The 21273-nt window shown below is 71.0% G+C and carries 19 protein-coding genes; 11 read left to right on the top strand and 8 right to left on the bottom strand.

Going from position 1 to position 21273, the window contains the following annotated elements; translation table 11 throughout:
- Position 1: 1 nt before the first annotated feature.
- The 5 genes from NRP21_RS03740 to NRP21_RS03760 all read right to left on the bottom strand — a co-directional run bounded on the left by NRP21_RS03740 (position 2) and on the right by NRP21_RS03760 (position 6839).
- Positions 2–982: a Bug family tripartite tricarboxylate transporter substrate binding protein gene (locus NRP21_RS03740; protein ID WP_257714837.1), complete on the bottom strand. Its 981-nt coding sequence runs from the start codon at positions 980–982 to the stop codon at positions 2–4.
- A complete protein-coding gene (locus NRP21_RS03745) occupies positions 970–1962 on the bottom strand; it encodes a tripartite tricarboxylate transporter substrate binding protein (protein WP_257714838.1) in 993 nt (330 codons plus the stop codon). The genes NRP21_RS03740 and NRP21_RS03745 overlap by 13 nt, the downstream gene beginning before the upstream one ends.
- Before the next feature lie 35 nt (positions 1963–1997).
- A complete protein-coding gene (ydiJ, locus tag NRP21_RS03750; RefSeq protein WP_257714839.1) occupies positions 1998–5057 on the bottom strand; it encodes a D-2-hydroxyglutarate dehydrogenase YdiJ in 3060 nt (1019 codons plus the stop codon).
- A 19-nt stretch (positions 5058–5076) separates the two neighbouring features.
- Entirely contained in the window at positions 5077–6093 is a 1017-nt protein-coding gene (locus NRP21_RS03755; protein WP_257714840.1) for a hydroxyacid dehydrogenase, read from the bottom strand.
- A 65-nt stretch (positions 6094–6158) separates the two neighbouring features.
- The gene (locus NRP21_RS03760; protein ID WP_257714841.1) at positions 6159–6839 is read right to left on the bottom strand and encodes an RraA family protein; all 681 of its coding nucleotides are present in this window, start codon (positions 6837–6839) and stop codon (positions 6159–6161) included.
- A gap of 127 nt (positions 6840–6966) precedes the next feature.
- On the opposite strand from NRP21_RS03760, the gene NRP21_RS03765 reads away from it, so the two are divergent.
- The 5 genes from NRP21_RS03765 to NRP21_RS27995 all read left to right on the top strand — a co-directional run bounded on the left by NRP21_RS03765 (position 6967) and on the right by NRP21_RS27995 (position 11793).
- Entirely contained in the window at positions 6967–7965 is a 999-nt protein-coding gene (locus NRP21_RS03765) for a Bug family tripartite tricarboxylate transporter substrate binding protein (RefSeq protein ID WP_257714842.1), read from the top strand.
- A gap of 10 nt (positions 7966–7975) precedes the next feature.
- On the top strand, positions 7976–8899 hold the full coding sequence (locus tag NRP21_RS03770; RefSeq protein ID WP_257714843.1) for an SMP-30/gluconolactonase/LRE family protein: 924 nt from the start codon (positions 7976–7978) through the stop codon (positions 8897–8899).
- A 61-nt stretch (positions 8900–8960) separates the two neighbouring features.
- Complete coding sequence (locus NRP21_RS03775; protein WP_257714844.1) at positions 8961–9677, top strand: IclR family transcriptional regulator; 717 nt, start codon at positions 8961–8963, stop codon at positions 9675–9677.
- 525 nt (positions 9678–10202) lie between these two features.
- A complete protein-coding gene (locus tag NRP21_RS03780; RefSeq protein WP_257714845.1) occupies positions 10203–11036 on the top strand; it encodes a hypothetical protein in 834 nt (277 codons plus the stop codon).
- 187 nt (positions 11037–11223) lie between these two features.
- Positions 11224–11793 carry a GNAT family N-acetyltransferase gene (locus tag NRP21_RS27995; protein WP_408639598.1) on the top strand — a complete coding sequence of 190 codons (570 nt, stop codon included), beginning with the start codon at positions 11224–11226 and terminating at the stop codon, positions 11791–11793.
- A gap of 260 nt (positions 11794–12053) precedes the next feature.
- Here the strand turns inward: NRP21_RS27995 and NRP21_RS03785 are convergent, their stop codons facing one another.
- Positions 12054–12884, bottom strand: a complete 831-nt coding sequence (locus NRP21_RS03785; RefSeq protein WP_257714846.1) for a tripartite tricarboxylate transporter substrate-binding protein — start codon at positions 12882–12884, stop codon at positions 12054–12056.
- Positions 12885–13312: 428 nt separating this feature from the next.
- Here NRP21_RS03785 and NRP21_RS03790 point away from each other — a divergent pair, with 428 nt between their 5' ends.
- The 6 genes from NRP21_RS03790 to NRP21_RS03815 are packed head-to-tail and all read left to right on the top strand — an operon-like array spanning position 13313 to position 19517.
- Complete coding sequence (locus NRP21_RS03790) at positions 13313–14302, top strand: Bug family tripartite tricarboxylate transporter substrate binding protein (RefSeq protein WP_257714847.1); 990 nt, start codon at positions 13313–13315, stop codon at positions 14300–14302.
- Entirely contained in the window at positions 14299–15267 is a 969-nt protein-coding gene (locus tag NRP21_RS03795) for an NAD(P)H-dependent flavin oxidoreductase (protein ID WP_257714848.1), read from the top strand. Before NRP21_RS03790 ends, NRP21_RS03795 begins: the two co-directional genes overlap by 4 nt.
- Entirely contained in the window at positions 15264–15938 is a 675-nt protein-coding gene (locus tag NRP21_RS03800; RefSeq protein ID WP_257714849.1) for an enoyl-CoA hydratase/isomerase family protein, read from the top strand. The genes NRP21_RS03795 and NRP21_RS03800 overlap by 4 nt, the downstream gene beginning before the upstream one ends.
- The gene (locus NRP21_RS03805; protein WP_257714850.1) at positions 15935–17134 is read left to right on the top strand and encodes a CaiB/BaiF CoA transferase family protein; all 1200 of its coding nucleotides are present in this window, start codon (positions 15935–15937) and stop codon (positions 17132–17134) included. Before NRP21_RS03800 ends, NRP21_RS03805 begins: the two co-directional genes overlap by 4 nt.
- Positions 17131–17895 carry an enoyl-CoA hydratase/isomerase family protein gene (locus NRP21_RS03810; protein WP_257714851.1) on the top strand — a complete coding sequence of 255 codons (765 nt, stop codon included), beginning with the start codon at positions 17131–17133 and terminating at the stop codon, positions 17893–17895. The genes NRP21_RS03805 and NRP21_RS03810 overlap by 4 nt, the downstream gene beginning before the upstream one ends.
- On the top strand, positions 17892–19517 hold the full coding sequence (locus NRP21_RS03815; protein ID WP_257714852.1) for an AMP-binding protein: 1626 nt from the start codon (positions 17892–17894) through the stop codon (positions 19515–19517). The genes NRP21_RS03810 and NRP21_RS03815 overlap by 4 nt, the downstream gene beginning before the upstream one ends.
- A gap of 69 nt (positions 19518–19586) precedes the next feature.
- On the opposite strand, the gene NRP21_RS03820 is transcribed toward NRP21_RS03815, so the two are convergent.
- The gene (locus NRP21_RS03820; RefSeq protein ID WP_257714853.1) at positions 19587–20822 is read right to left on the bottom strand and encodes an NAD(P)/FAD-dependent oxidoreductase; all 1236 of its coding nucleotides are present in this window, start codon (positions 20820–20822) and stop codon (positions 19587–19589) included.
- Positions 20819–21142 carry a 2Fe-2S iron-sulfur cluster-binding protein gene (locus tag NRP21_RS03825; protein WP_257714854.1) on the bottom strand — a complete coding sequence of 108 codons (324 nt, stop codon included), beginning with the start codon at positions 21140–21142 and terminating at the stop codon, positions 20819–20821. The genes NRP21_RS03820 and NRP21_RS03825 overlap by 4 nt, the downstream gene beginning before the upstream one ends.
- Positions 21143–21273: the final 131 nt, after the last annotated feature.

Below are 21273 nucleotides of genomic sequence, written 5' to 3' on the forward strand. Positions count from 1 at the left end.
GCTACTCCAGCCGGATCCCGGCCTCGCGCACGAAGCCCTGCCAGCGCCGGCTCTGGGCGGCGAAGAAGGCGGCGAACTCCTCGGGCGTGTTGCGCTCCGCCTGGAGGTCCTGTGCGCGGAGCTTCTCGGCCACCTCCGGCCGGTCGAGTGCCTCGTTCAGCAGGGCGTTCAGACGCGTCACCACCGCCGCCGGCGTGCCCTTTGGCAGGAAGACGCCGTTCCACTCGTAGGTTTCGAAGCCTGGCAGCAGGTCCGAGAGCGGCGGGACCTCGGGTAGCGAGGTGAGGCGCCCCTTGCCGGTATGCGCCAGCGCGCGGAGCTTGCCCTCCCGCACGAAGCCGACCGGCGCGTTGGCGTTGCCGAAGTAAAGATCGACCGTTCCCGTCATCAGGTCGGTGTAAATGGGCGCACCGCCGCGATAGGGGACGTGGTTGATCGGCGCGCCGGTCTGCCGGGCGAAGAGTTCCATCGACAGGTGCTGGATGGATCCGATGCCGGCGGAGGCGCCGTTGATCCCGCGCTTCTCCTTCGCGTAGGCGACCAGTTCCGCCGCCGTGCGGACCGGCATCGCTGCCGGCACCAGAACGAGCTGCGGCACGGTGACGGTGCGGAACACCGGGATGAAGTCGCGCGCGGCGTCGTAGGGCAGGTTGCTGAACAGGGCGCCTTCAACCGAGAGGCCGGTCGAGCCGTGCATCACGGTGTAGCCGTCCGGTGCGGATTGCGCGAAGGCGGCCGCGCCGATCGTGCCCGTGGCGCCCGGCCGGTTCTCGATCACGAAGGGCTTGCCAGTACCTTGGGACAGCGCGTTGAAGAAGAGGCGCCCGACGATGTCGGCCGTGCCCCCGGGTGGCCAGGGCAGGATGACGCGCACCGGCCTTTCCGGCCAGTTGCCCTCCTGCGCCCTCGCGCTGCGGCCGGGCAAGGCCAGGGCTGGAGCCGCGAGCAGAAGCGCCCGCCGGGGTAAGGTCACTGCTGCCACGGGGTCTTCTCCCAGATCTGGCGGTAGCGGGCTTCCTGGGCGGGCATCTGCGCCTCCCACTCGGCGCCCGGAAGGTAGGCCATGGGCAACTCGAGCTGCCGCGCCTTCTCCGCCCACTCGGGCTTGGCGACGATGCGCGCGATCGCCTCCTGCAGCTGCAGGGCGATCTCGTCCGGCACGCCGCGCGGGGCGGCGATGCCGCGCTCGCTCGTCATGATCACGTCGTAGCCAGCCTCACGGAAGGTGGGCACGTCCGGCATCATGTCCCAGCGGTGCTCGCCCATGCCGGCCAGCGGCCGCAGCGGGGGCTTCTCCTGGCCGAGCATCCCGATCTCGCCGAGGTTCAGCCCGGCCACGTCGATGGTGCGGGACAGCACGGCGTTCTTCACCAGCCCGGCCCCGGCATAAGGCACGTGAATGAATTCCGTGCCCGTGGCTGCCTGGAAGAGAGTGAGGCCGAGATGGTCGTCCGTGCCGACGCCCGAGGAACCCACGCTGATCTGGCCCGGGCGACGCTTCGCGTCGGCCACGAGGTCGGCGAGCGTCTTATAGGGTGAATCCCGGTGCACGACGAAGGCGGTGGGATCATCGACCAGGCGAGCGATGGCGCGGATCTTCGTGCGGTCGTAGCGCACGCGGCGCTCCACCGGCACGGAGAGGTAGCCTGGCGTGTTCAGCCCGCCGATGGTGTAGCCGTCCGGCCGCGCGGCCTGGATCGCGGCGTAGGCCGTCTCGCCGCCCGCGCCGGGGCGGTTGTTGATGACGAAGTTGGCCCCGGGCAGCTCGGCGGCCATGAACAGGGCCATGGCGCGCAGCATCACATCCGTGCCGCCGCCAGGGGCGAAGCCCACGATGATCTCGATCGGTCGTCCGGCCGGCCAGGCGGGCTGCGCCAGGGCAGGGCGCGCGAGCGGGGCCGCGGCGGCCGCTGCCCCGATGGTGAGAAGGCGACGTCGCCCCAGCCCTGTCTCTCGCATCATGTCCGGTTCCTCCTCGTGTTGAAGCTGTTAGGCTCTCAGGCGGCGTGCGCCGTCCGGGCCCTGTCCTCGCCGGCTCCCTCGCGAATGGCGGCCAGCAGGGCCTGCGCGGGGTGGCGGAGCGCGACGCCGTCCAGGCGCTTGGCTTGGGAGCGGCAGGAGTAGCCGGTGGCCAGGAGACTCCCGCGCGCGGCCACGTGCCGCTTCCAGCTCAGGCCGTAGAGGTGCTCCGACATGGCGCGGTGCTCGGCCTCGTGGCCGTAGGTGCCGGCCATCCCGCAGCAGCCCGCCGCGACCACCTCCAGCGCCAGCCCGTGCCGGGCGAAGGCGGCCCGCCACTCGCGCGGCGAGGCCGCCGCATTGGTGCGCTCCGTGCAGTGCAGGAGAAGGCGAAACGCCTCTGGTGCCGCCCGCGGCGCGTCGCCCTTCCGCTGCGCCAGCCATTCCTGGAGCAGCAGGACGGCGGGGGCCTTCACGCCGGCGTCCCGGTACTCCGCCCGGTAGGTCAGCGTCATCGAGGGATCGATCCCGACCAGCGGTACGCCGGCTTCCGCCAGTTCGCCCAGCATCGCCGCGTTCGCCTCGGCGGCCCGACCGAAGGCACCGAGGAAGCCGTGGACGTGGAGCGGCTTCCCGTTCGGCCGGAAGGGCGCGAGCCAGGGGCGTACGCCGAGAGCCAGCATCAGATCCAGCACGTCGAGCAGGAGCCGGGTTTCGTTGAAGCTCGTGAAGGCGTCCTGGACCAGGATCACGGAGTGGTCGCGCTCGGCGTCCGATAGGGCGCGCAGCGCCTCGGGCGTTGCCAGGGCGACGCCACGGGCGGCGAGTTCTGCGCCCAGGTCGATGCCGGACACGGGCGGGCTGTCCACCAGCCCAATCGCGCGCAATGCGGCACGGCCGGGGGCGCTGCCCACGACGGCGTTGTAGAGATGGGGAAATCGCGCCGCGCGCGGCAGGGCGCGCTCCACCCCGGCGACGAGGTGGTGGCGCAGCGGGCGCAGGTAGCGGCCGTGGTAGAGTTCCAAAAACCTCGCCCGGAACCCCGGCACGTCCACCTTGATCGGGCAGCCGCCGGTGCAGGACTTGCACGCGAGGCAGCCGTCCATCGCTTCTTTCACGCCGTGGGAGAAGTCGGCCTCGCCGCCACGCCGCGCGAGGGTGTTCCGCAGGCGTGCGAGGAAGCCGCGCAGGGGAGGGGAGGCGCGCAGGGCCCGAGCCTCGGCCACAGGGTCCACCCCGGCCTCGCTCAACCGGCGCAGCCACTCCCGCACCAGCATCGCCCGACCCTTGGGTGAGTGCCGCCGCTCCCGCGTTCCCTTCCAGGAAGGGCACATCGCGTCATCGGCGTCCCAGTTGAAGCAGGCGCCGTTGCCGTTGCAGTGCATCGCCGTGTCGTAGGGCGCGCGCACCGCCTCGGGGATGATGCGGTCGGCCGCCCCGCGCGTCGGCACGCCGTCCACCCGCAGCAGGGCGCCGCCCTCGGGCGGGGTTGCGATCTTGCCGGGGTTGAGCTGGTTGCGCGGGTCGAAGGCCGCCTTCACGGCCTGCACCAGCGGGTAGAGCGGCCCGAAGAAGCGCGGCGAGTACTCGGAGCGCACGCCCTTGCCGTGCTCGCCCCAGAGCAGGCCGCCATAGCGCTGCGTCAACGCCGCCACGCCGTCGGAGACCTCGCGGATCAGCCGCTCCTGCGCGGGATCCTTCATGTCAATGGCCGGTCGGACGTGCAGCACGCCCGCATCCGCGTGCCCGAACATGCCGTAGTCCAGTCCGGCCCCGTCCAGCAGGGCGCGGAACTCGGCGATGTAGTCGGCCAGGCGCTCCGGCGGGACGGCGGTGTCCTCGACGAAGGGAATGGGCCGCCGCTCGCCCGCCATGTTGCCGAGCAGGCCGACGGCGCGCTTGCGCATGTCCCAGACCGCGCCCACCGACGCCTCGCCGCGGGCCACCGTGTAGCCCAGCCGGCGGCCGTCGAAGCCCTCGGCGTCCAGCATCGTGGTCAGGCGGCCCAGCGCGGCCTCCACCGCCGCCTCCGCGTCGCCGACGAACTCCACCAGCAGCACGCCGCGGGCTGGGCGCCCGGCCTCCTCGGGGAAGAAGGGCCGCACGCTCTCCCAGACAATGTCCTTCTGCGCCAGGGCCAGGACCTTGCTGTCCACCGTCTCCACGGATGCCGCGCCGAAGGCCATCAGCGCGCCCGCGTCGCGCAGGGCGGCGTCGAAGCTGTCGTAGCGCAGGTTCACCAGCGCGACGTGCTTCGGAACGGGCAGGATGTTCAGCGTGGCTTCCGTCACCACGCCTAGCGTCCCCTCGGCGCCGCAGATCACGCTGTTCAGGTTGAAGCGGCCCCTCTCGTCCCGGATATGGGCCAAGTCGTAGCCGGTCAGGCAGCGGTTCAGCTTCGGGAAGCCCGCCTCGATCTCGGCCGCGTGCTCGCGCTGGATGGTGTCCACGGCGCGGTGGATGGCGCCCACGAGGTCGGTGCGGCGCCCGATGGCGCGCAGCGCCTCCTCCTCCAGCGGGGCGGAGTCCCACACCGTCCCGTCGGTCAGGACCGTTGTGAGCTCCAGTACGTGGTCCCGCGTCTTGCCGTAGAGGCAGGATCCCTGGCCGGAGGCGTCGGTCGAGATCATGCCCCCGACCGTCGCGCGGTTGGAGGTGGAGAGCTCCGGAGCGAAGAACATCCCGTGCGGGGCGAGCGCGGCGTTAAGCTGGTCCTTCACCACGCCCGCCTGCACGCGCACGCGCCGGCCTGCCGTGTCGATCTCCAGGATGCGGTCCATGTGGCGCGACAGGTCGAGCACCATCCCGGCCGTCAGGGACTGGCCGTTCGTTCCCGTGCCTCCGCCGCGCGGCGCCAGCACCACCTCGCGGAACCGCTCCTCGGCCAGCAGCCGCATCACGCGCGCCACGTCCGCCGTGTCGCGCGGGAAGAGCACAGCCTGGGGCGGGACGCGGTAGATGGAGTTGTCGGTGGCGAAGACCATCCGGTCCGCGTCGCCGGACGAGACCTCGCCCGTGAACCCGGCCGCCCGCAGCGCGTCCAGGAAGGCGCGGGTGAGCGCCTCCGGCGGAGGCGCCTCGGGGATGCGCGGGATCATGGACTGCTCCCTTCGCCCCTCAGACGGCCTGGACGAGATCGGCTGGGAGCCCGCCCGGCACGACCACCGCGCCCTCCAGCGCAGGCAGACGCCCGGCGAGGACCGCGATGATGCTCTCCGCCGCCCCGCAGGCCATGCCGGTCGCGCCGCGCGGCGTGTTGGCGGCCAGATGCGGGGTGGGCACCACGCGCGGATGGGTGCGGAAGCGGCTGTCCTGCTCCAGCGGCTCCTTGGAGAAGACGTCCACCCCCGCCCAGCTCAGCTGCCCGGCATCGAGCGCCGCCAGAAGCGCGTCCTGGTCCACGATGCCGCCGCGCGCGGTGTGGACGAGGATGGCGCCCTTCGGCAGCAGCGCCAGCTCTTTCGCGCCGATCATCCCGCGCGTCTCGGGCTCCAGCGGGCAGTGGAGGGAGAGTACCTCGGAGCGGGGAAGGAGTTCCGCCAGGGTTACAACGCGCTCGCCCGGCCCGGGCAGGCCGCTCCCGCTCAGGTAGGGGTCGTAGGCGAGGACGCGCATACCGAAGGCGGAGGCCATGCGCGCCACCTTGGAGCCGATCGCGCCGTAGCCGACGAGGCCGAGCGTCATGCCGTCGATGTCGCAGGTCATGCGGGAGGTCTTCTCCCAGAGCCCCTCGCGCATCCCGCCCACCACCGAGGGCAGGTCCTTCAGCATGGTGAGCATCAGCGCCATCGCGTGCTCGGCGACCGAGCGGGAGTTCGCGCCGGCCGCGCGGGTCACGGTGAGGCCCCGGGCGCGGGCCGCTGGGATGTCGATCCCATCAATGCCGGCGCCGTGGCGTGCGACGACGCGGAGCCCGGGCGCCGCGGCATCCATGACGGTGCCGTTGATGATGCCCTGCCGATGCAGGATGGCCACCGGGCGGTGCTCGCCGATGTTGGCGAGAAGCTCCTCCTCGCTCGGGTAGCCGCTGGTGCAGCGGACGGCGTAGCCCGCCTCCTCCAGCATGGCGACAGCCTCCGCGGCCAGCCAGGCGGCGGAGACGAGGACGTTGGGGCGGGAGGCTAGGTCGGACATGAGGCAGTCCCCAGAGGGGTTTCGGAAGGCAGGGGCGGAGGGGTGCGCGTGCGCGCGGAGCGGCTCTAGTCGAGCCCCTCGCAGCCCAGCTTGCGGAGCGCGGCGTCCACCCAGGAAGCGTCGTGGGTTCCGGCAACGATGTTGGCCATCTGCTTCTCCTCCGCGGCGTGCTTCGCGGCGGCGGCCGCATGGATCGCCTCCGCCTCGTCGAAGGGCACGCAGAGCAGGCCGTCATCGTCCCCGAGCACGAGGTCGCCCGGCGCGATCACCATGCCGTCGATGGCGACCGGGACGTTGATCTCGCCCGGGCCGTCCTTGTAGGGGCCGCGATGCGTCACGCCGGCCGCGAAGACCGGGAAGTCCTGCGCGCGGATCGCCGCGCTGTCGCGGATCGCGCCGTTGATGACGATGCCGGCGAGGCCGCGCTGCACCATTTGCGCCAGCATCAGCTCGCCGATCAGGGCGTTGGTCAGGTCCCCGCCCGCATCCACCACGATCACGTCGCCGGGTTGCGAGAGGCCGATGGCCTTGTGGATCATCAGGTTGTCGCCAGGGCGCGTCCGCACCGTCAGGGCAGGGCCGGCGAGGATGGCGCCGGGGGCCTGCATCGGCCGCAGCCGCGCGCCGCCGGCCGTCATGCGGGACATGACGTCGCTGACATTGGCGACGGGAAGGTCGCGGAAGCACGCGATGAGGGCGGCGTTCACCTGCCGCGTGCGCCGATGAATGCGGAAGCCGATCGCCACGGCCGTCCTCCCAGGAATCGGCGCCGTTGCGCGCCGTTTTGTTGACATCGCCGCGCCCCCGGTGCCAGAACGGCAGCAGAAAACGCAACGCCGTTTCGAAATAGCCGAGCGGGAAGAGGAAGCGCAAGTGTTCAATCGCCATACCCATCGCATCGCCCGCCGTGCCCTCCTCGGGGCCGGCTTGGTGGCTCCCTTTTCCGGAACTCTCCGCCCGGCCCTGGCGCAAGTGGAATATCCATCCCGACCCGTGCGGGTGATCGTGCCCTGGGCGCCGGGCGGCGCCGTGGACACCCTGGCGCGCCGGGTGGCCCAGAAGCTGTCGGAGGCGATGGGCCAGAGCTTCGTGGTGGAGAACAAGTCCGGCGCCACCGGCACGATCGGCGCCGGAGAGGCCGCGCGGGCGGCGCCCGACGGCTACACCCTGCTGGCGATGGACAACACCTACGCCATGCTGCCCTATCTCTTCAGCCGGCTTCCCTTCGATCAGGCCACGGCCTTCCAGCCCATCAGCGTCACGGCCTTCTCGCCGATCCTGCTGGCCGTAGGGGAGAAGTCGCCCTACCGCGACCTCGCCTCCCTCATCGCCGCGGCGAAGAAGGATCCGGAGAAGCTGACCTACGGCACGGGCGGGATCGGCAGCGCCCCGCACTTCGCCACCCTCGCCTTCGAGCGCGCGGCGGGGGTGAAGCTCTACCACGTGCCTTATCGCGGGGCGGGCGAGGCCGTAATCGGCGTGCTGTCAGGCAATGTGGACTTGGTGATGATCTCGCCGGGCTCGGCACTTGGAAATATTCGCGGCGGCCAACTCCGTCCGCTCGCGATCAGCGGGAACCACCGTGTCTCCGCGCTGCCGGACCTGCCGACCTTCGCCGAGGCCGGGCTGCCCGGCTACAGCGTGATCAATTGGTCGGGCCTTGCCGCGCCGAAGGGCACACCGGACGCCATCATCCAGCGGCTTCACGCGGAGATGGCCCGCGCCCTGGATGCGCCGGACATGAAGGCCTTCATCGCCGAGCTCGGCTCCGAGCCGGGCGGCATCACCCCGGCCGCTTTCTTGCAGCTGCTGACGGAGGAGGCGGCGCGCTGGCGCGACGTGGCGGCCTCCGGCGGCATCGAGAGGCAGTGAGGCGCCCGCGATGAGCTTCTTCGCGCCCCCGCCCCGGATCGAGACCGAGGTCTTCACGCGCCTGCCGGACCGGTTCCGGAACCCCCGCCGCACCGCCTGGAGCGACGCCAACCGCGCGGGCAAACCGGTGGACAGCTTCCTTGAAGGTCCCTCCTTCGACCGGCAGGGGCGGCTCTACGTCACCGACATCCCCTTCGGCCGCGTCTTCCGCGTCTCGCCCGAGGGGGAATGGGAGCAGGTGGCCGAGTATGACGGCTGGCCGAACGGGCTGAAGATCCACCGGGATGGGCGGATCTTCATCACGGACTACAAGCGCGGGATCATGCTGCTGGACCCCGACAGCGGCGCCGTGACGCCCTTCCTGGAGACCGCGCGCTCCGAGAGCTTCAAGGGCGTGAACGACCTCGTCTTCGGGCCCTCGGGCGAGATGTACTTCACCGACCAGGGGCAGACCGGCCTGCAGGACCCGACGGGCCGGGTGTACCGCCTGGGCACGGACGGGCGCCTGGACCTCCTGATCGACACGGTGCCCAGCCCGAACGGCATCGTCGTGGCGCCGGACGCCTCCTTCCTGCTGGTGGCGGTGACGCGGGCGAACCAGATCTGGCGCTTGCCGCTGCACGCGGACGGCAGCGTGACGAAGGCCAGCATCTTCTGCCACCTGCACGGCGGCCCGAGCGGGCCGGACGGGCTGGCGCTCGACGAGGAGGGCTGCCTGCTGGTCGCCCATGCCGGATTCGGCACCGTCTGGCGCCTCTCGCCCCGCGCCGAGCCGCTCGCCCGCATCGCCTCCTGCGCGGGATGGTCCACGACCAACCTGGCCTTCGGCGGGGCGGATGGACGGGATCTCTTCGTCACGGAGTCGGAAACGGGGAGCATCCTCAGGGTCACACTGGACGTGCGGGGCCTTCCGCTCTTCTCCCACGTAGCCTGACCGGGCACGGCTCGGGCTTGCGGCTTGCCGTGCGCCGGGGCGGACCGTAACGGTGGACGCCATGACCACCCAGACCCGTTCGAAGGCTTCGCTGGAGGGCGTTGCCTCGGCAGGCCGAGCCCTGACCCTGCTCTCCGCGTTCCGCAAGGGCGACGACGCCGTGACCCTGGCCGAGCTGACTGCCCGGACGGGGCTGGTGAAGACCACAATTATGCGGCTGGCCATCTCCATGGAGGAGCACGGCTACCTCGCCCGCCTCCCGGACGGCTCTTACCGCCTGGGGGCGGAGCTGTTCCGGCTCGGCTCCGTCTACCAGCAATCCTTCCGGGTGGAGGCGCATGTGATGCCCGCGCTCGAGAGGCTGGTGGCGGAGACGAGCGAGAGCGCCTCGTTCTACGTACGGAGCGGCGAGCACCGGCTCTGCCTCTACCGCGTCGACTCTCCACATCGGCTGCGGCTGCATGTCCGGCAGGGCGACATGCTGCCGATGGACAATTCTGCCATTGCCCAAGTTCTGCGGATCTTTGGCGCGGTGCCCCTGCCGGAGGAGGCGGCCTCCGCGAAGGTCCCGCTTTACACGGGCGGCGAGAGGGATCCCCACGTCGCGGGCATGGCCACCCCTGTCTTCGGGCCGGGCGAAAGCTTCGCCGGGGCGCTCTGCCTCACCGGGCCGGTGACCCGGCTCACTCGGGAAGCAGCGGAAACGGCCAGTCCGGTGCTGCTCCAGGTCGCCGCAGATGTAACTCGCTCGCTCGGTGGTGTACTCCCAACCGGGTAGGCCCGAGGTCGATTTTGCCGGGCAGAACCGGCCTTGAGCTTGCGCCTTAATGTCCGCTGTCGAGTTTTCCTTTGTGGGATGCCGATGACTGGAATGGGCGCTTAGCGGAAAGGCTAAGCTGTCCGGAGACGCCGTCTTTTACGCAGGCGTGGAGGTTGAAATCGACCTGAACTGGCTTGCCCTCTCGGATGGCCTCGCCACCGTTTCCACGTCGCGCCATTCAAGGCGGGAAGGCGGAGGGTAAGCGCCGCGCCGTCCCCGAACCCTAAACAGGCATAGTCGTGGTGGCGGCCGACACCCCCTGGACCCAGGACCTTTTGTTTCCGGGTAGCATCTGATCGGGTTGGCTGGTTCCATGGCGGCCAGAGGGGCTGCCATGGCTGATCTGTTCCGGCTGACGAAGACGCAGATTCAAGGGATCGTACCCTGCTTCCCGATCTCCCACGGGGTGCCGCGGTTCAGCCCGGCGCGGCCCGCGCGCCTCCCCCCGGCACCCCGCGCTTGCCCGACCTAAGGGCAGGCCCGATGTCCCGCCGCGTCCTCGCTCTCCTCATCCTCGCTGCCCGCCCCGTCGCCGCCCAGGACGAGCCGATCGAGCTCGCCGACGACCCGTTCGAGATCACGGACCCGATCGCCGCTGCCCCCGGCACCGCCGAGATCGGCTTCGTCGGCGCCTATGAGCGCGCGCGCCAGGGCCGGATCCGCGACACCGGCGCGATCCAGACCGAGTATGAGATGGGCGTCTTTCCCCGGCTGGAGCTCCGCCTCGGCCAGACCGGCGCCTACGGCAATCTCGAGACCCGCCGCCGTCTCGGCACGGCCGTCGACCTCACCGACGGGGACGCCCTGCCGCAGCACCAGGAGGAGCGCGAGCGCGCCCGCGCTGGCGGCACCAGCGGCCTCGGCCTCCTCTACCAGCTCTCCGAGGACCGGGGCACCGCCCCCGCGGTCGGCCTCCTCGGCCGCGTCCGCACGATCTACGGCCCCGGCCGCACCGCCTATGAGGCAGAGGGCGTGGCGCTCGTCGGCAAGACGTTCCGCCCGGGGCGCCTGCCCCTCGGGATCCATGCCAACTTCGGCTGGACCACGCGCATCGATCCCCAACCCGGGGATCGGACCAACCGCTACCTCTTCAACGCCTCCATCGGCCAAGCCGTCACAAGCGACGTCGCCCTCGTCCTCACCTACGCCCACTCGCAGCAGGAGCGCGGGGACCGCGACTTCAGCCTGCTCCAGGCAGGGTTCCGCTACCGCCTGCCGAACGGCGCCGTGGTCGGGGTGGCCGGCGGCGCCGGACTGAACCGCGATACCCCCGCGCTCCAGATTTCCGTCGCCGTCCAGTTCGCCCTCGGGAACTAGGTCCAGGCCTCATCGATCCAGAAGAGGACGGGGCCGGTTTCCATCCCAAGCGGCTATATGCCCCTTGAGCAGCTGTGCCCGCTTTCCGGAAAGCGACCACGGCACCCGGAGGATCGAGACGGGCGCTGGGCTGACGGGCGAAGCTGGCCGGTTGCGGGCATTCCGCCGCTCTTACAAGCTTCGCAGCATGCAACCTGTGCTTATCGACCTGCCCCGCTTCCTGCTCCGTGACTTTCACCATGACGATCGAGATGCATTTATCGGTTACCAGAATGACCCACGTTATCTACGGCTGTATGATTTCAATCCACAGGACTCCGAGAGGGCCAGTAGGCTCTTTGATCTGTTCATGACGTGGCAGGATGAGGATCCCCGGACCAACATCCAGCTCGGCATATTCGATCGGCGAAGTGGAAGGCTGTGCGGAAGTGCTGGCCTGCGTAAGTCAGACTCTGACGTTGCTGTTCTCGGTATTGAGCTGGCTCCGTCCGAATGGGGCCGCTTTCGGCTCGCTTTGGACGTAGTGGCAGCCTTACTGGACTACGGGTTTGGAACGCTTCAACTCACTGCAATCGTCGGTGATACTGCAAGCGGGAATAAACGCGTGGAGAAGCTCGCCCGCTGGTTCGGCGCTCGGGTCGTCGCGCAGCGCCCTGGTCCGGCGTGGATGCAAGTACGGGGATGGCAAGAGGTGGATTGGGCACTAGGTCGCACTGAGTGGACTGAGGCATCGCGCCGCTTCAGATCCTGTTCCTGATGTCTGCTTGCCGCCCGCCGCGGCTAATGCCGGATGAACGGCGATGTTCGTTTTCCGGAAGGCGACGGTGGTACGCGGACAGCCGCTTTGGGCGCGAAGCTGCCGTTCTCGACCATCGGCCAGTGAGGTCCGGTCGCCTACAAAGGCCGGACTCAAAGATTGCGGGTACGCAGAACCGAGAAGGGCCGAATTCGAGACTTAGCCGGGCCGCGTCCTCCTCACTGCACAACCATTGGTCCGGTTCGTAACACCCGCCGAGCCTATTCCGGCCTGATGCCGGCGGAGGGGAGGATCTGCTTCCAGAGGGCGACTTCCCGCTCCAATCGCCGGGCCAGCGGCGCGGGCCCGTCGAGGAGGAGGGTAGCGCCCGACGCTTCCATCCGCACGGCAAGCGGTGTCCCCGCGCGCAAAGGCGCCATCTCGGCTGCCAGGAGATCCACCACCTCCGGAGGCGTGCCGCGCGGCGCGAGCACGGCGTACCAGATCGGCACCTCGTAGCCCGGCACCGCCTCCGCGACGGCGGGGGTGTCGGGAAGGGCAGGGCTGCGGGCGGCGGAGGTGACGGCGATCGCCCGCATCCGCCCCTCCTTCACGTGCGGCAGGGCCTCGATCAGGCCGGTGATCAGCAGGTCCGTGTCGCCGGCCAGCAGGGCGCCCACGGCCTGCCCTGCGCCGCGATAGGGAACGTGCAGCAGCTCGATCCCCGCGCGCGCCTTCAGCAGCTCTCCCGCGAGGTGCGTGGTGGAGCCGGCGCCGGAGGAGGCGAAGGAGAAGGCCGGCGCCCCGCCGTGGGCTCGCTGGAGGAAGGTCCCGAAGTCCCGGACCGGCCAGTCTGGGCGGGAGAGCAGCGCGAGCGGGACTTCGGAGACGAGGGTCACGGGCAGCAGGTCGTGTAGCGGATCGAAGCCGGGGTTGCGCTGGAGGGCCGGCAGGGTAGCGACCGAGGAGGTGGTGAAGACAAGGCTGTGACCGTCCCCGGCCTGCAGCACCGCTTGCACGCCCAGCGCGCCGCCGGCCCCCGGGCGCGGCTCCACGATGAAGGGCTGGCCGAGGCGCCGCGCGAGGTGATCGGCGATGAGGCGCGCAGGCACCTCCACCGGCCCTCCCGGCGCGAACGGCACGACGAAGCGGACGGTGCGGGTGGGCCATGGGACGCTGGCTGCCCGGGTCTGTGCGGGAATCTGGGCTAGGGCGTGCCGGGCCAGTCCGGACAACGCCAGGCTGCCGCCGGCACGAAGGATGAACCGCCGGGGTGATCTGCAGGGAGCCATGGGCATACTCCGCGTCGCGCGATGCTGAAGGCAGGAACAAGGAGGGTGGCACCACCCCACCTGCGCAGCCGCATGGCGGCTGGCGCATAATGTTGATATCATCAACAAGTAAGCCGCCAGATCAATCGAGGCAAGTGCGCCACAACCGGCCGGTTATCGTTGACAAGGTCAACTAAGGCCGGTAGCTCCTGCCGGAGAACAATGGCGGCCGGCACTCGTGCGGGCTGCCCCTGTGAAGGAGCGGGGTCGTGATCAGGCGTCGCGTGCTAAGCTTTGCGGCCGGGGGCTTCCTCGGGTGGCCCCTCGCCACGCCCCACCGGGCCGCCGCGCAGGGCGCCTCCTGGGCGCCGGACCGTCCCTTCCGCCTCATCGTGCCCTTCGCGGCGGGCGGCCCCGCCGACATTTTCGGGCGCCTCTTCGCCGAGGCGCTGGCGCGCGACCTGGGCCAGCCCGTGGTGGTCGAGAACCGGACGGGCGCGGGTGGCGTGGTGGGGCACGAGGCCGTGGCGAAGGCGGCGCCCGATGGCATTACGATCGGCATCAGCGGGCCGGGCGCGCTCTCCATCGCGCCGGCCCTCCCACGCCAGCGGATGCCCTTCGACGTCTACAGGGACCTCACGCACCTCTCCCTCGTGGTGCGCGTGCCGGAGGTGGTCGTGGTCAACGCACGCAGCGGGCCGCGCGACCTGGCCGCCCTCATCGCGCTGGCGAAGGGAAGCCCGGTCACCTACGGCTCGGCCGGGGTCGGTTCCATCACGCACCTCGCCAGCGCGCTGCTCGCCTCCGAGACCGGTATGGAGGCAACCCACATCCCCTATCGCGGCGCGGCCCCGGCGGCGACGGACCTCCTCGCGAACCGCTTCACCTTCATGACCGCCGACGTGCCAGTGCTGAAGCCGCACATCGATACTGGCGATCTCCGCCCCCTGGCGGTGACCACCGGCGGGCGCGTGCCCGCCCTGGCGGCGGTGCCCACCACGGCCGAGCTCGGCTTCCCGCGCGTGAACTCCGACAACTGGTACGGCTTCGCCGCGCCGCCCCGCCTGCCTGCGCCGATCCGCGCGCGGCTGGAGGCAGCGGCGGGGGCCGCGCTGCGCGATCCGGCCCTGGTCCAGGGTTTCGCCGCCCAGGGCGGCGTCGCGTCGCCGGTCACGGGTGAGGAGTACCTGGAATTCCTGCGGTCCGAGGCGGCGAAGTGGGGACCGCTCGTGAAGCAATCGGGAGCAGAATCGCTTTGACCGCGACAATGAACTTCCCCTCACGCCTGCCCGGCCTGCTCGGCATCCGCCACCCCATCGTGCAGGGCGGGATGAGCTGGGCGTCCTCCTCCGCGCCCCTCGCGCTCGCGGTCTCGCGCGCCGGCGCGCTCGGGGTGATCGCCGCCGGGCCGATGCGACCCGACGACTTGGTGGAGGCGATCCGCGCGGTGAAGGCGGGCACGGACGCGCCCTTCGCGCTGAACGTACCGCTCTACAACAAGCGCTCCGCGGAGTTCCTGGACATCGCGGAGGCGGAGCGCGTGCCGGTCATCATCGCCTCCCAGGGCGGGCCGAAGGCGCTGCCGCGCTTTCGGGCCTATGGCGCGAAATGGCTGCACGTCGTCGCCTCGCCGCTGCACGCCCAGAAGGCGGACGCGGCGGGGGTGGACGGGCTAATCGTGGTCGGCGGCGACGCGGGCGGCCACCCGGCGCCGGACGAGGTCTCCGCCATGGTACTCGTGCGCGCGGTCGTGAAGGCGGGCGTGAAGGCGCCCGTGATCGGTGCGGGCGGCGTGGCCGATGGCGCCGGGATCGCGGCGATGTTCGCCCTGGGTGCCGAGGGCGCGCAGCTCGGCACGCGCTTCCTGATGACAGAGGAGGCGAGCGTGCACCCTGCCTACAAGGAGGCGGTGCGGCGCGCGGGCCTGTCCGACACCACTCTCGTCGGCCGTGGCGGGCTGCCGGTGCGCCAGCTCCGCAACCTCTTCACCGCCGAGGTGGACGCCGCCGAGCGGGCGGGCCACGCGAAGGAGCTGCTGGCCGAGCTGTATATGAGCCGCACGCTGAAGCACGCGGCGCTGGAGGGCGACGTGGAGCGCGGCAAGGTGGAGGCGGGGCAGACTGCCGGGCTCATCGACGACATCCCGCCCGCCGCCGAGGTGGTGGCGAAGCTGGTGGCCGAGGCCGAGGCGGCGCGCCTGCGCCTGGCGGGCGGGGCGGCATGAGCGGGGCGGAGGCCCTGCTGGCGGAGGAGGATCGCGGACGCGTCCGCATCCTCCGCCTGAACCGGCCGGAAAAGCGCAACGCGCTGAACCGCCCGCTGATCGAGGCGCTGTTGGCCGCGCTGGAGCGCGCGGGCGCTGACGAGGGCGTGGCCACCGTGGTGCTGGCCGCGAACGGCCCGGGCTTCTGTGCCGGCGCCGACCTGGGCGAGATGAAGGCGCTGCGAGACGATCCGGAGGCGCAGGCCGCGCGGCGCGCCCTGACGCCGGCGCTGCTGGCGGCGCCGTCCCGCATCGGCAAGCCGGTGGTGGCGGCCGTACACGGCGCGGCCCTCGGGGCCGGGGCGGCGCTCGCGCTGGCCTGCGACATGGCCGTGCTGGCGGAGACGGCCGGCTTCGGCTTTCCCGAGGCACGGCACGGCATGTTGCCGGCGCTGATGGCCCCGGTGCTCCTGCGCCATCTGCCGCCGCGGCGCGTCTTCGACCTCCTGGCGACCGGCCGCGACATCCCGCCCGGCGAGGCGCTCTCGCTCGGGCTGGTGGATCGGGTGGTGCCGGCGGAGAGGGTGCTGGAGGAGGCGTCCGCGCTCGCCGAGGCGGCGGCGCTGCTGCCGCCGCCCGCGCTCCTGCGCCTCAAGGAACTTCTCTCGGACGGAAAGGCCGCCACCGCATGAGGCCCCTCGAAGGGATCACCATCCTCGACCTGTCGCGTGTGCTCGCCTGCCCCTTCGCCACGATGATCCTGGCCGAGATGGGCGCCGAGGTCATCAAGGTGGAGCAGCCCGGAAGCGGCGACGAGACCCGGAGCTTCGAGCCCTTCGCGCAGGCAGAAGGGGGCGAGGAGGTCAGCGGCTACTACATGGCCCTCAACCGCTCCAAGCGCTCCATCACCGTAAACCTCCGCAGCGAGGAGGGCCGGGCGATCATCCGCGACCTCGCGGCGAAGGCCGACGTGCTGGTAGAGAACTTCCCGGTCGGCACGCTGAAGCGCCGAGGGTTGGCCTACGCGGACCTTGCGCCCCTCAACCCCGGGCTGATCTACGTTTCCTGCACCGGGTTCGGTCAATCCGGCCCCTACGCGCGCCGCAAGGGCTACGACACCGTCTTCCAGGCCATGAGCGGCCTGATGAGCCTGACGGGCGAGCGCGGCGGCGGGCCGGTGAAGCCCGGCCTGCCCGTGGCCGACCTGACCTCCGGCCTCTGGGTCGCCATCGCCATCCTCTCCGCGCTGCAAGGGCGCGTGAGGACAGGGAAGGGCGGGCACATCGACGTCTCGATGTTCGACGCGCAGGTGTCCCAGCTCACCATTGCCGCCGCGCGCTTCTTCGCTCTCGGCGAGGTTCCGCCGCGCCTGGGCACCGAGCATCCGGGGCGCGTCCCTTCCGCCAGCTTCCGATGCAGCGACGAGAAGTGGCTGCACATCACCGTCTCCGACCAGCACTGGGAGCCGCTCTGCCGCTCGCTAGGGTTGGACGAGATGCTGGCAGACCCGGAGCTGGGCACCAATTCCGGCCGCGTGGCGCGGCGGGAGGAGGTGATGCAGGGCATCACCTCCGCCATGGAGAAGCTGACGCGCGCGCAGGCTTTCGCCGTGCTGGACGGAGCAGGCGTTCCCGCGGGACCGCTTCTCTCGCTGGACGAGGTGATGGCGGACGAGCACGTCAGAGCACGCGGCCTGGTTCAGCGCTTCGAGCACCCGACGCTGGGCGAGTTCCCGGGGCTGCGCTCGCCGCTGCGCTTCGACGGGTGGGAGGACCCGCGCTTCGGTCGCCCACCCCTCCTGGGCGAACACACGGAGGAGGTGCTGCGCGAGCACCTCGGGATGGACGCGGCGCGGGTCGCCGCATTGCGGGAGGATGGCGCGCTGTGAGCGAGATCGCTGTGCGTGACGAGGTGCTGTGGGATCTCTCGGAGAATGGGGTCGCCACCCTCACCCTGAACCGGCCAGAGGCGCGCAACGCGCTGAACACCGGCCTTGCCGAGGCCCTGCTCGCCTCCACCCGCCGGGCGGTGGCCGAGGATGCGCGGCTCGTCGTGATACGCGCCGCGGGGCCGGTCTTCTGCGCCGGGGCGGACTTGAAGGAGCGCAAGGGCATGACCGAGGACCAGGTCCGCGCCCGCCGCCTGAAAGGCTTCGCCGCCTATGATGCGATCGAGCGCCTGCCGATGCCGAGCATCGCCGTCGTGGAAGGGCAGGCGGTCGGCTCGGGCGTCGAGATCGCCGCCGCCTGCGACTTCGTCGTCGCCACACCGAAGGCGGGCTTTCGCACGCCGGAGGCGCTGTGGGGCACGGTGGGCGCGACGCAGCGCCTCTCGCGCGTGCTCGGCAAGCGGCTCGCGAAGGACATGATGTTCACCGGCCGCACACTGTCCGCCGAGGAGGCACGTGAGGGCGGGCTCGTGACGCGCGTGGTCGAGCCCGAGGCGCTGGAGGCGACCCTGGCCGAGATCGCATCGACGATCACGGGCGCCCCGCCCGCCGCCATGCGCCTGGCCAAGCGCTGCGTGGACGAGGGGCTGGAGCGGGACCCGCGCGGTGCGCTGGCCACCGAGCTGATGGCGATCGAGGAGAGCCTGGCCGGCGGCGAGTGGCGCAAGACGATGGGCACCTTCGGGAAAGCCTCGTCGTGACCGGGCTGGCCCTGGAGGGTCTCTGCCCACTTACGGTCGCCGAGGCGCTGCGTCGCGCGGTGACGATCGCGCCGGAGGTGGAGGCGGTGGTCGCCCCGTCTGGCCGGATCACCTTCGCGGCCCTTGAGGAGGAGGTCGCGGCGATCCGCGCCGCCCTTCTTGCCGAGGGTGTCGGGCGTGGCGAGCATGTCGGGCTGCTGATGGGCAACGGGCCGCGCTGGGTCTCGATCTTCCTCGCCCTCGGTTCGATCGGCGCTGTTACCGTGCCGGTGAACACGCGCTTCCAGGCGGAGGAGATGGCCTATGCGCTGCGTCAGTCCCGGGTGCGGCGGCTCTTCGTGGTCGACCGCTTCCTGAAGATCGACTTCGTGGCGATGCTGCGCGGCATCATCCCCGGCCTGGACGGCGCGCTACCCGATGCGAGCCTGCCCGATCTGCAACAAGTCGTGGTGGTGGGTACCGACGTGCCGGCAGGGGCACGGTCCTGGGAGGACTTCTTCTCGGCCGGGAGGGGGAACGAGGCGCCGCCCCGCTGCGTGCCGGAGGACGTGCTGCTGATGCAGTACACCTCTGGCACCACCTCCTTCCCCAAGGGCGTGATGCTGACGCACCGCTCCATGTGCGCCAACGCCTTCTTCTCGGGCGGCCGGATGGGCCTGCGCGTCGCGGACCGCTTTCACAGCGCGCGGCCCTTCTTCCACGTCGCGGGCTCAACGCTCTCCATCCTCTCCTGCATCCAGCACGTCACCACCCTGGTGACGATGGATCGTTTCGAGCCGGCCGAGGCCCTGCGGATCATGGAGGAGGAGCGCTGCACGCACTTCTCCGGCAACGATACCATGGCGCTGATGCTGCTGAACCACCCGGACCGGGCGCGGCGCAGCCTGGCGCTGCGCGGCGCCTGGGCCGCGGCCTCCCCCAGCATCGTCCGGCGGATCATCGAGGAGATGGGCGCGCGGGACTGCGTGGTGGGCTACGGCATGTCCGAGGCGTCTCCCAACATCTCGCAGTCCTGCTGGTGGGAGCCTGAGGAGGTCCGGATCAGCGGCCACATGCGCCCGCAGCCCGGCGTGGAGGTCCGCATCCGCGACCTGGACAGCGGGGAGGACCTGCCCCCCGGCGGCACGGGCGAGATCCTGGTGCGCGGCTGGAACGTGATGCAGGGCTACTTCGACAAGCCCAAGGAGACCGCGGAGACGCTGACGTCCGAGGGCTGGCTCCTCACCGGCGATCTCGGCCGGCTGGACGAGGCGGGGCGGCTTGAGTTCGCCGGCCGCGCGAAGGACCTGGTGCGGGTCGGCGGGGAGAACGTCTCCCCCGCCGAGGTCGAGGACATCCTCAACCGCCACCCCGCCATCCGGCAGGCCGTGGTGGTCGGCGTGCCCGACTCCCGGCTGATGGAGGTTCCCTGCGCCTTCGTCATCCTCAACGAGGGCCAATCCTGTGAGCCGGAGGCGCTCATTGCCTGGAGCAAGGAGAACATGGCCGGCTTCAAGGTGCCGCGCTACGTGCGGGTGGTGGAGGACTTCGAGAGCATTGGCATGACCGCCAGCTCCAAGATCCAGAAGAAGCAGCTCGCGAAGCACGCGATCGAGGTGCTGGGCATCAAGGTTCCCGTCTGAACCGGGAATTTCGCGGTGCGCGGTCCTCCTCAAAGGAGCCGAGGAGGATGCCCGCGCACCGACGCGACATCAGATCGCGGCCTGTTGCGCCTTCAGGAAGGAGCGTAGGTCCACGCTCTCGTCCCCCGCGGCCTCGGGCGTGATGCCCGCCGGCGAAGCAACGAGCTTGCGGGCGGTGAGGTGATCTCCCGGCTTGTTCACCGTGTCCACTGCGATCAGGCGGCCGTCCCGGAAGTAGTAGATGCCGAAGCGGCCTGAATCGGCCCTGCCGCGGATGACGTGCCGATCGTATCCGGCGACGAGGCCGGCCATCTGCAGCTTCAGCTCGTACTGGTCGGACCAGAACCAGGGCACCACCGGGTGCTCCTCCGCCCGGCCGGCTACGACCTTCCCGGCCGCGCGGCCCTGATCCGTCGCGTTCTGGATGGACTCGAGGCGCAGCACCGCCGCTCCCTGGCGTGTGGCCGCGCAGTCGCCGGCCGCCAGCACCTCCGGCTCGTTGGTGCGGCCGCAGGCATCGGTGATGATCGCCGTCTGGTCGCAGGCGAGCCCGGCCGCCACGGCCAGTTCCCCGTTCGGGATGGCGCCGGCCGCGACGAGGACGAGGTCCGCCGGGCGTGAGACGTGGTCAGTGCTCTCCACCGCCGTGACCCGCCCTTCTTCGCCGATGAGACGGGTCGCCTGCACCCCCGTCACGATCTCCACGCCCCGGCCGCGGTGCACCTCGGTGACAAAAGCCGCGAGCGGCGGTGCCGCGGCGCGGGAGAGGAGACGGTCCGAGGCCTCGAGGACGGTCACCTGGCACCCGGCCGTGACGAGGGTGGAGGCGACCTCCAGCCCGATATAGCCACCGCCCACCACGACCGCCCGCTCCGCCGATCCCATCGCGGCAAGCAGTCGGCGCGCGTCGGCCAGCGAGCGCAGCGTGTAGACCCCGTCCAGATCGCTACCGGGGAGGGGAAGGGTGCGGGCCCGGCTGCCCGTGGCGAAGGCCAGGCGATCGAAGCGGTGCTCGGTCCCGTCCGCCATCACCACCGCCCGGCCGCGCCGGTCCACCGCCGTGGCAGCGGTACCGAGGTGGAGCCTGATCCGATGCTCCTCATAGTACCCGGCGCTCCGCAGGGGCAGCGCAGCATCGTCCACCTTGCCGGAAAGATATCCCTTGGAGAGGGGCGGGCGCTGGTACGGCAGCTCTGCCTCGTCGCCGATGATGGCGATCGGGCCGTCATAGCCGCTCTCCCGGGCGCTCACCGCGATCTGGACCCCGGCGTAGGATGCGCCGAGGACGACGAGGCCGTCGCTCACGACTGCGTCTCGGGGATCTGCACCCGCAGGCCATCCAGGTCTTCGGTCATCTCGATCTGGCAGCTCAGGCGGCTCCCGTCCCGGCGCTCGGCGGCCGTGTTGGAGAGCATGTCCTCCTCGTCCTCGCTCGGCGGCTCCAGCCGGTCCACCCAGTCCGGGTCCACGTAGACATGGCAGGTCGCGCAGGAGAGCACGCCGCCACAATCGGCATCGATCCCGCGGACGCCGTTCTGGATGGCTCCCTGCATGACGGAGCGGCCCTCCGGCACCTGGACCTTCCGCTCGGTCCCATCGGCGGCGACGTAGGTCACTTCAGGCATTCCTGCTCCCTTTCACGTTCCGTTGCGCCCGAACTCGGCCGGCTGGACGCGGGCTTGGCCCCTTCGGCGGCGAACCGATCGGTGGCATCATGACGACCCCAGGCGGGGAGGGTTGATGTCCGTAGGGTGGA

The sequence above is a fragment of the Roseomonas populi genome (genome assembly GCF_024594815.1).
Lineage (GTDB): Bacteria > Pseudomonadota > Alphaproteobacteria > Acetobacterales > Acetobacteraceae > Roseomonas > Roseomonas populi.

Coding starts and splice junctions, on each gene's coding strand:
- NRP21_RS03775 (WP_257714844.1), top strand. CDS start 8,961: ATGACCACCCAGACCCGTTCGAAGGCTTCGCTGGAGGGCGTTGCCTCG.
- ydiJ (WP_257714839.1), bottom strand. CDS start 5,057: ATGATCCCGCGCATCCCCGAGGCGCCTCCGCCGGAGGCGCTCACCCGC.
- NRP21_RS03745 (WP_257714838.1), bottom strand. CDS start 1,962: ATGATGCGAGAGACAGGGCTGGGGCGACGTCGCCTTCTCACCATCGGG.
- NRP21_RS03800 (WP_257714849.1), top strand. CDS start 15,264: ATGAGCGGGGCGGAGGCCCTGCTGGCGGAGGAGGATCGCGGACGCGTC.
- NRP21_RS03755 (WP_257714840.1), bottom strand. CDS start 6,093: ATGTCCGACCTAGCCTCCCGCCCCAACGTCCTCGTCTCCGCCGCCTGG.
- NRP21_RS03780 (WP_257714845.1), top strand. CDS start 10,203: ATGTCCCGCCGCGTCCTCGCTCTCCTCATCCTCGCTGCCCGCCCCGTC.
- NRP21_RS27995 (WP_408639598.1), top strand. CDS start 11,224: ATGCAACCTGTGCTTATCGACCTGCCCCGCTTCCTGCTCCGTGACTTT.
- NRP21_RS03770 (WP_257714843.1), top strand. CDS start 7,976: ATGAGCTTCTTCGCGCCCCCGCCCCGGATCGAGACCGAGGTCTTCACG.
- NRP21_RS03825 (WP_257714854.1), bottom strand. CDS start 21,142: ATGCCTGAAGTGACCTACGTCGCCGCCGATGGGACCGAGCGGAAGGTC.
- NRP21_RS03805 (WP_257714850.1), top strand. CDS start 15,935: ATGAGGCCCCTCGAAGGGATCACCATCCTCGACCTGTCGCGTGTGCTC.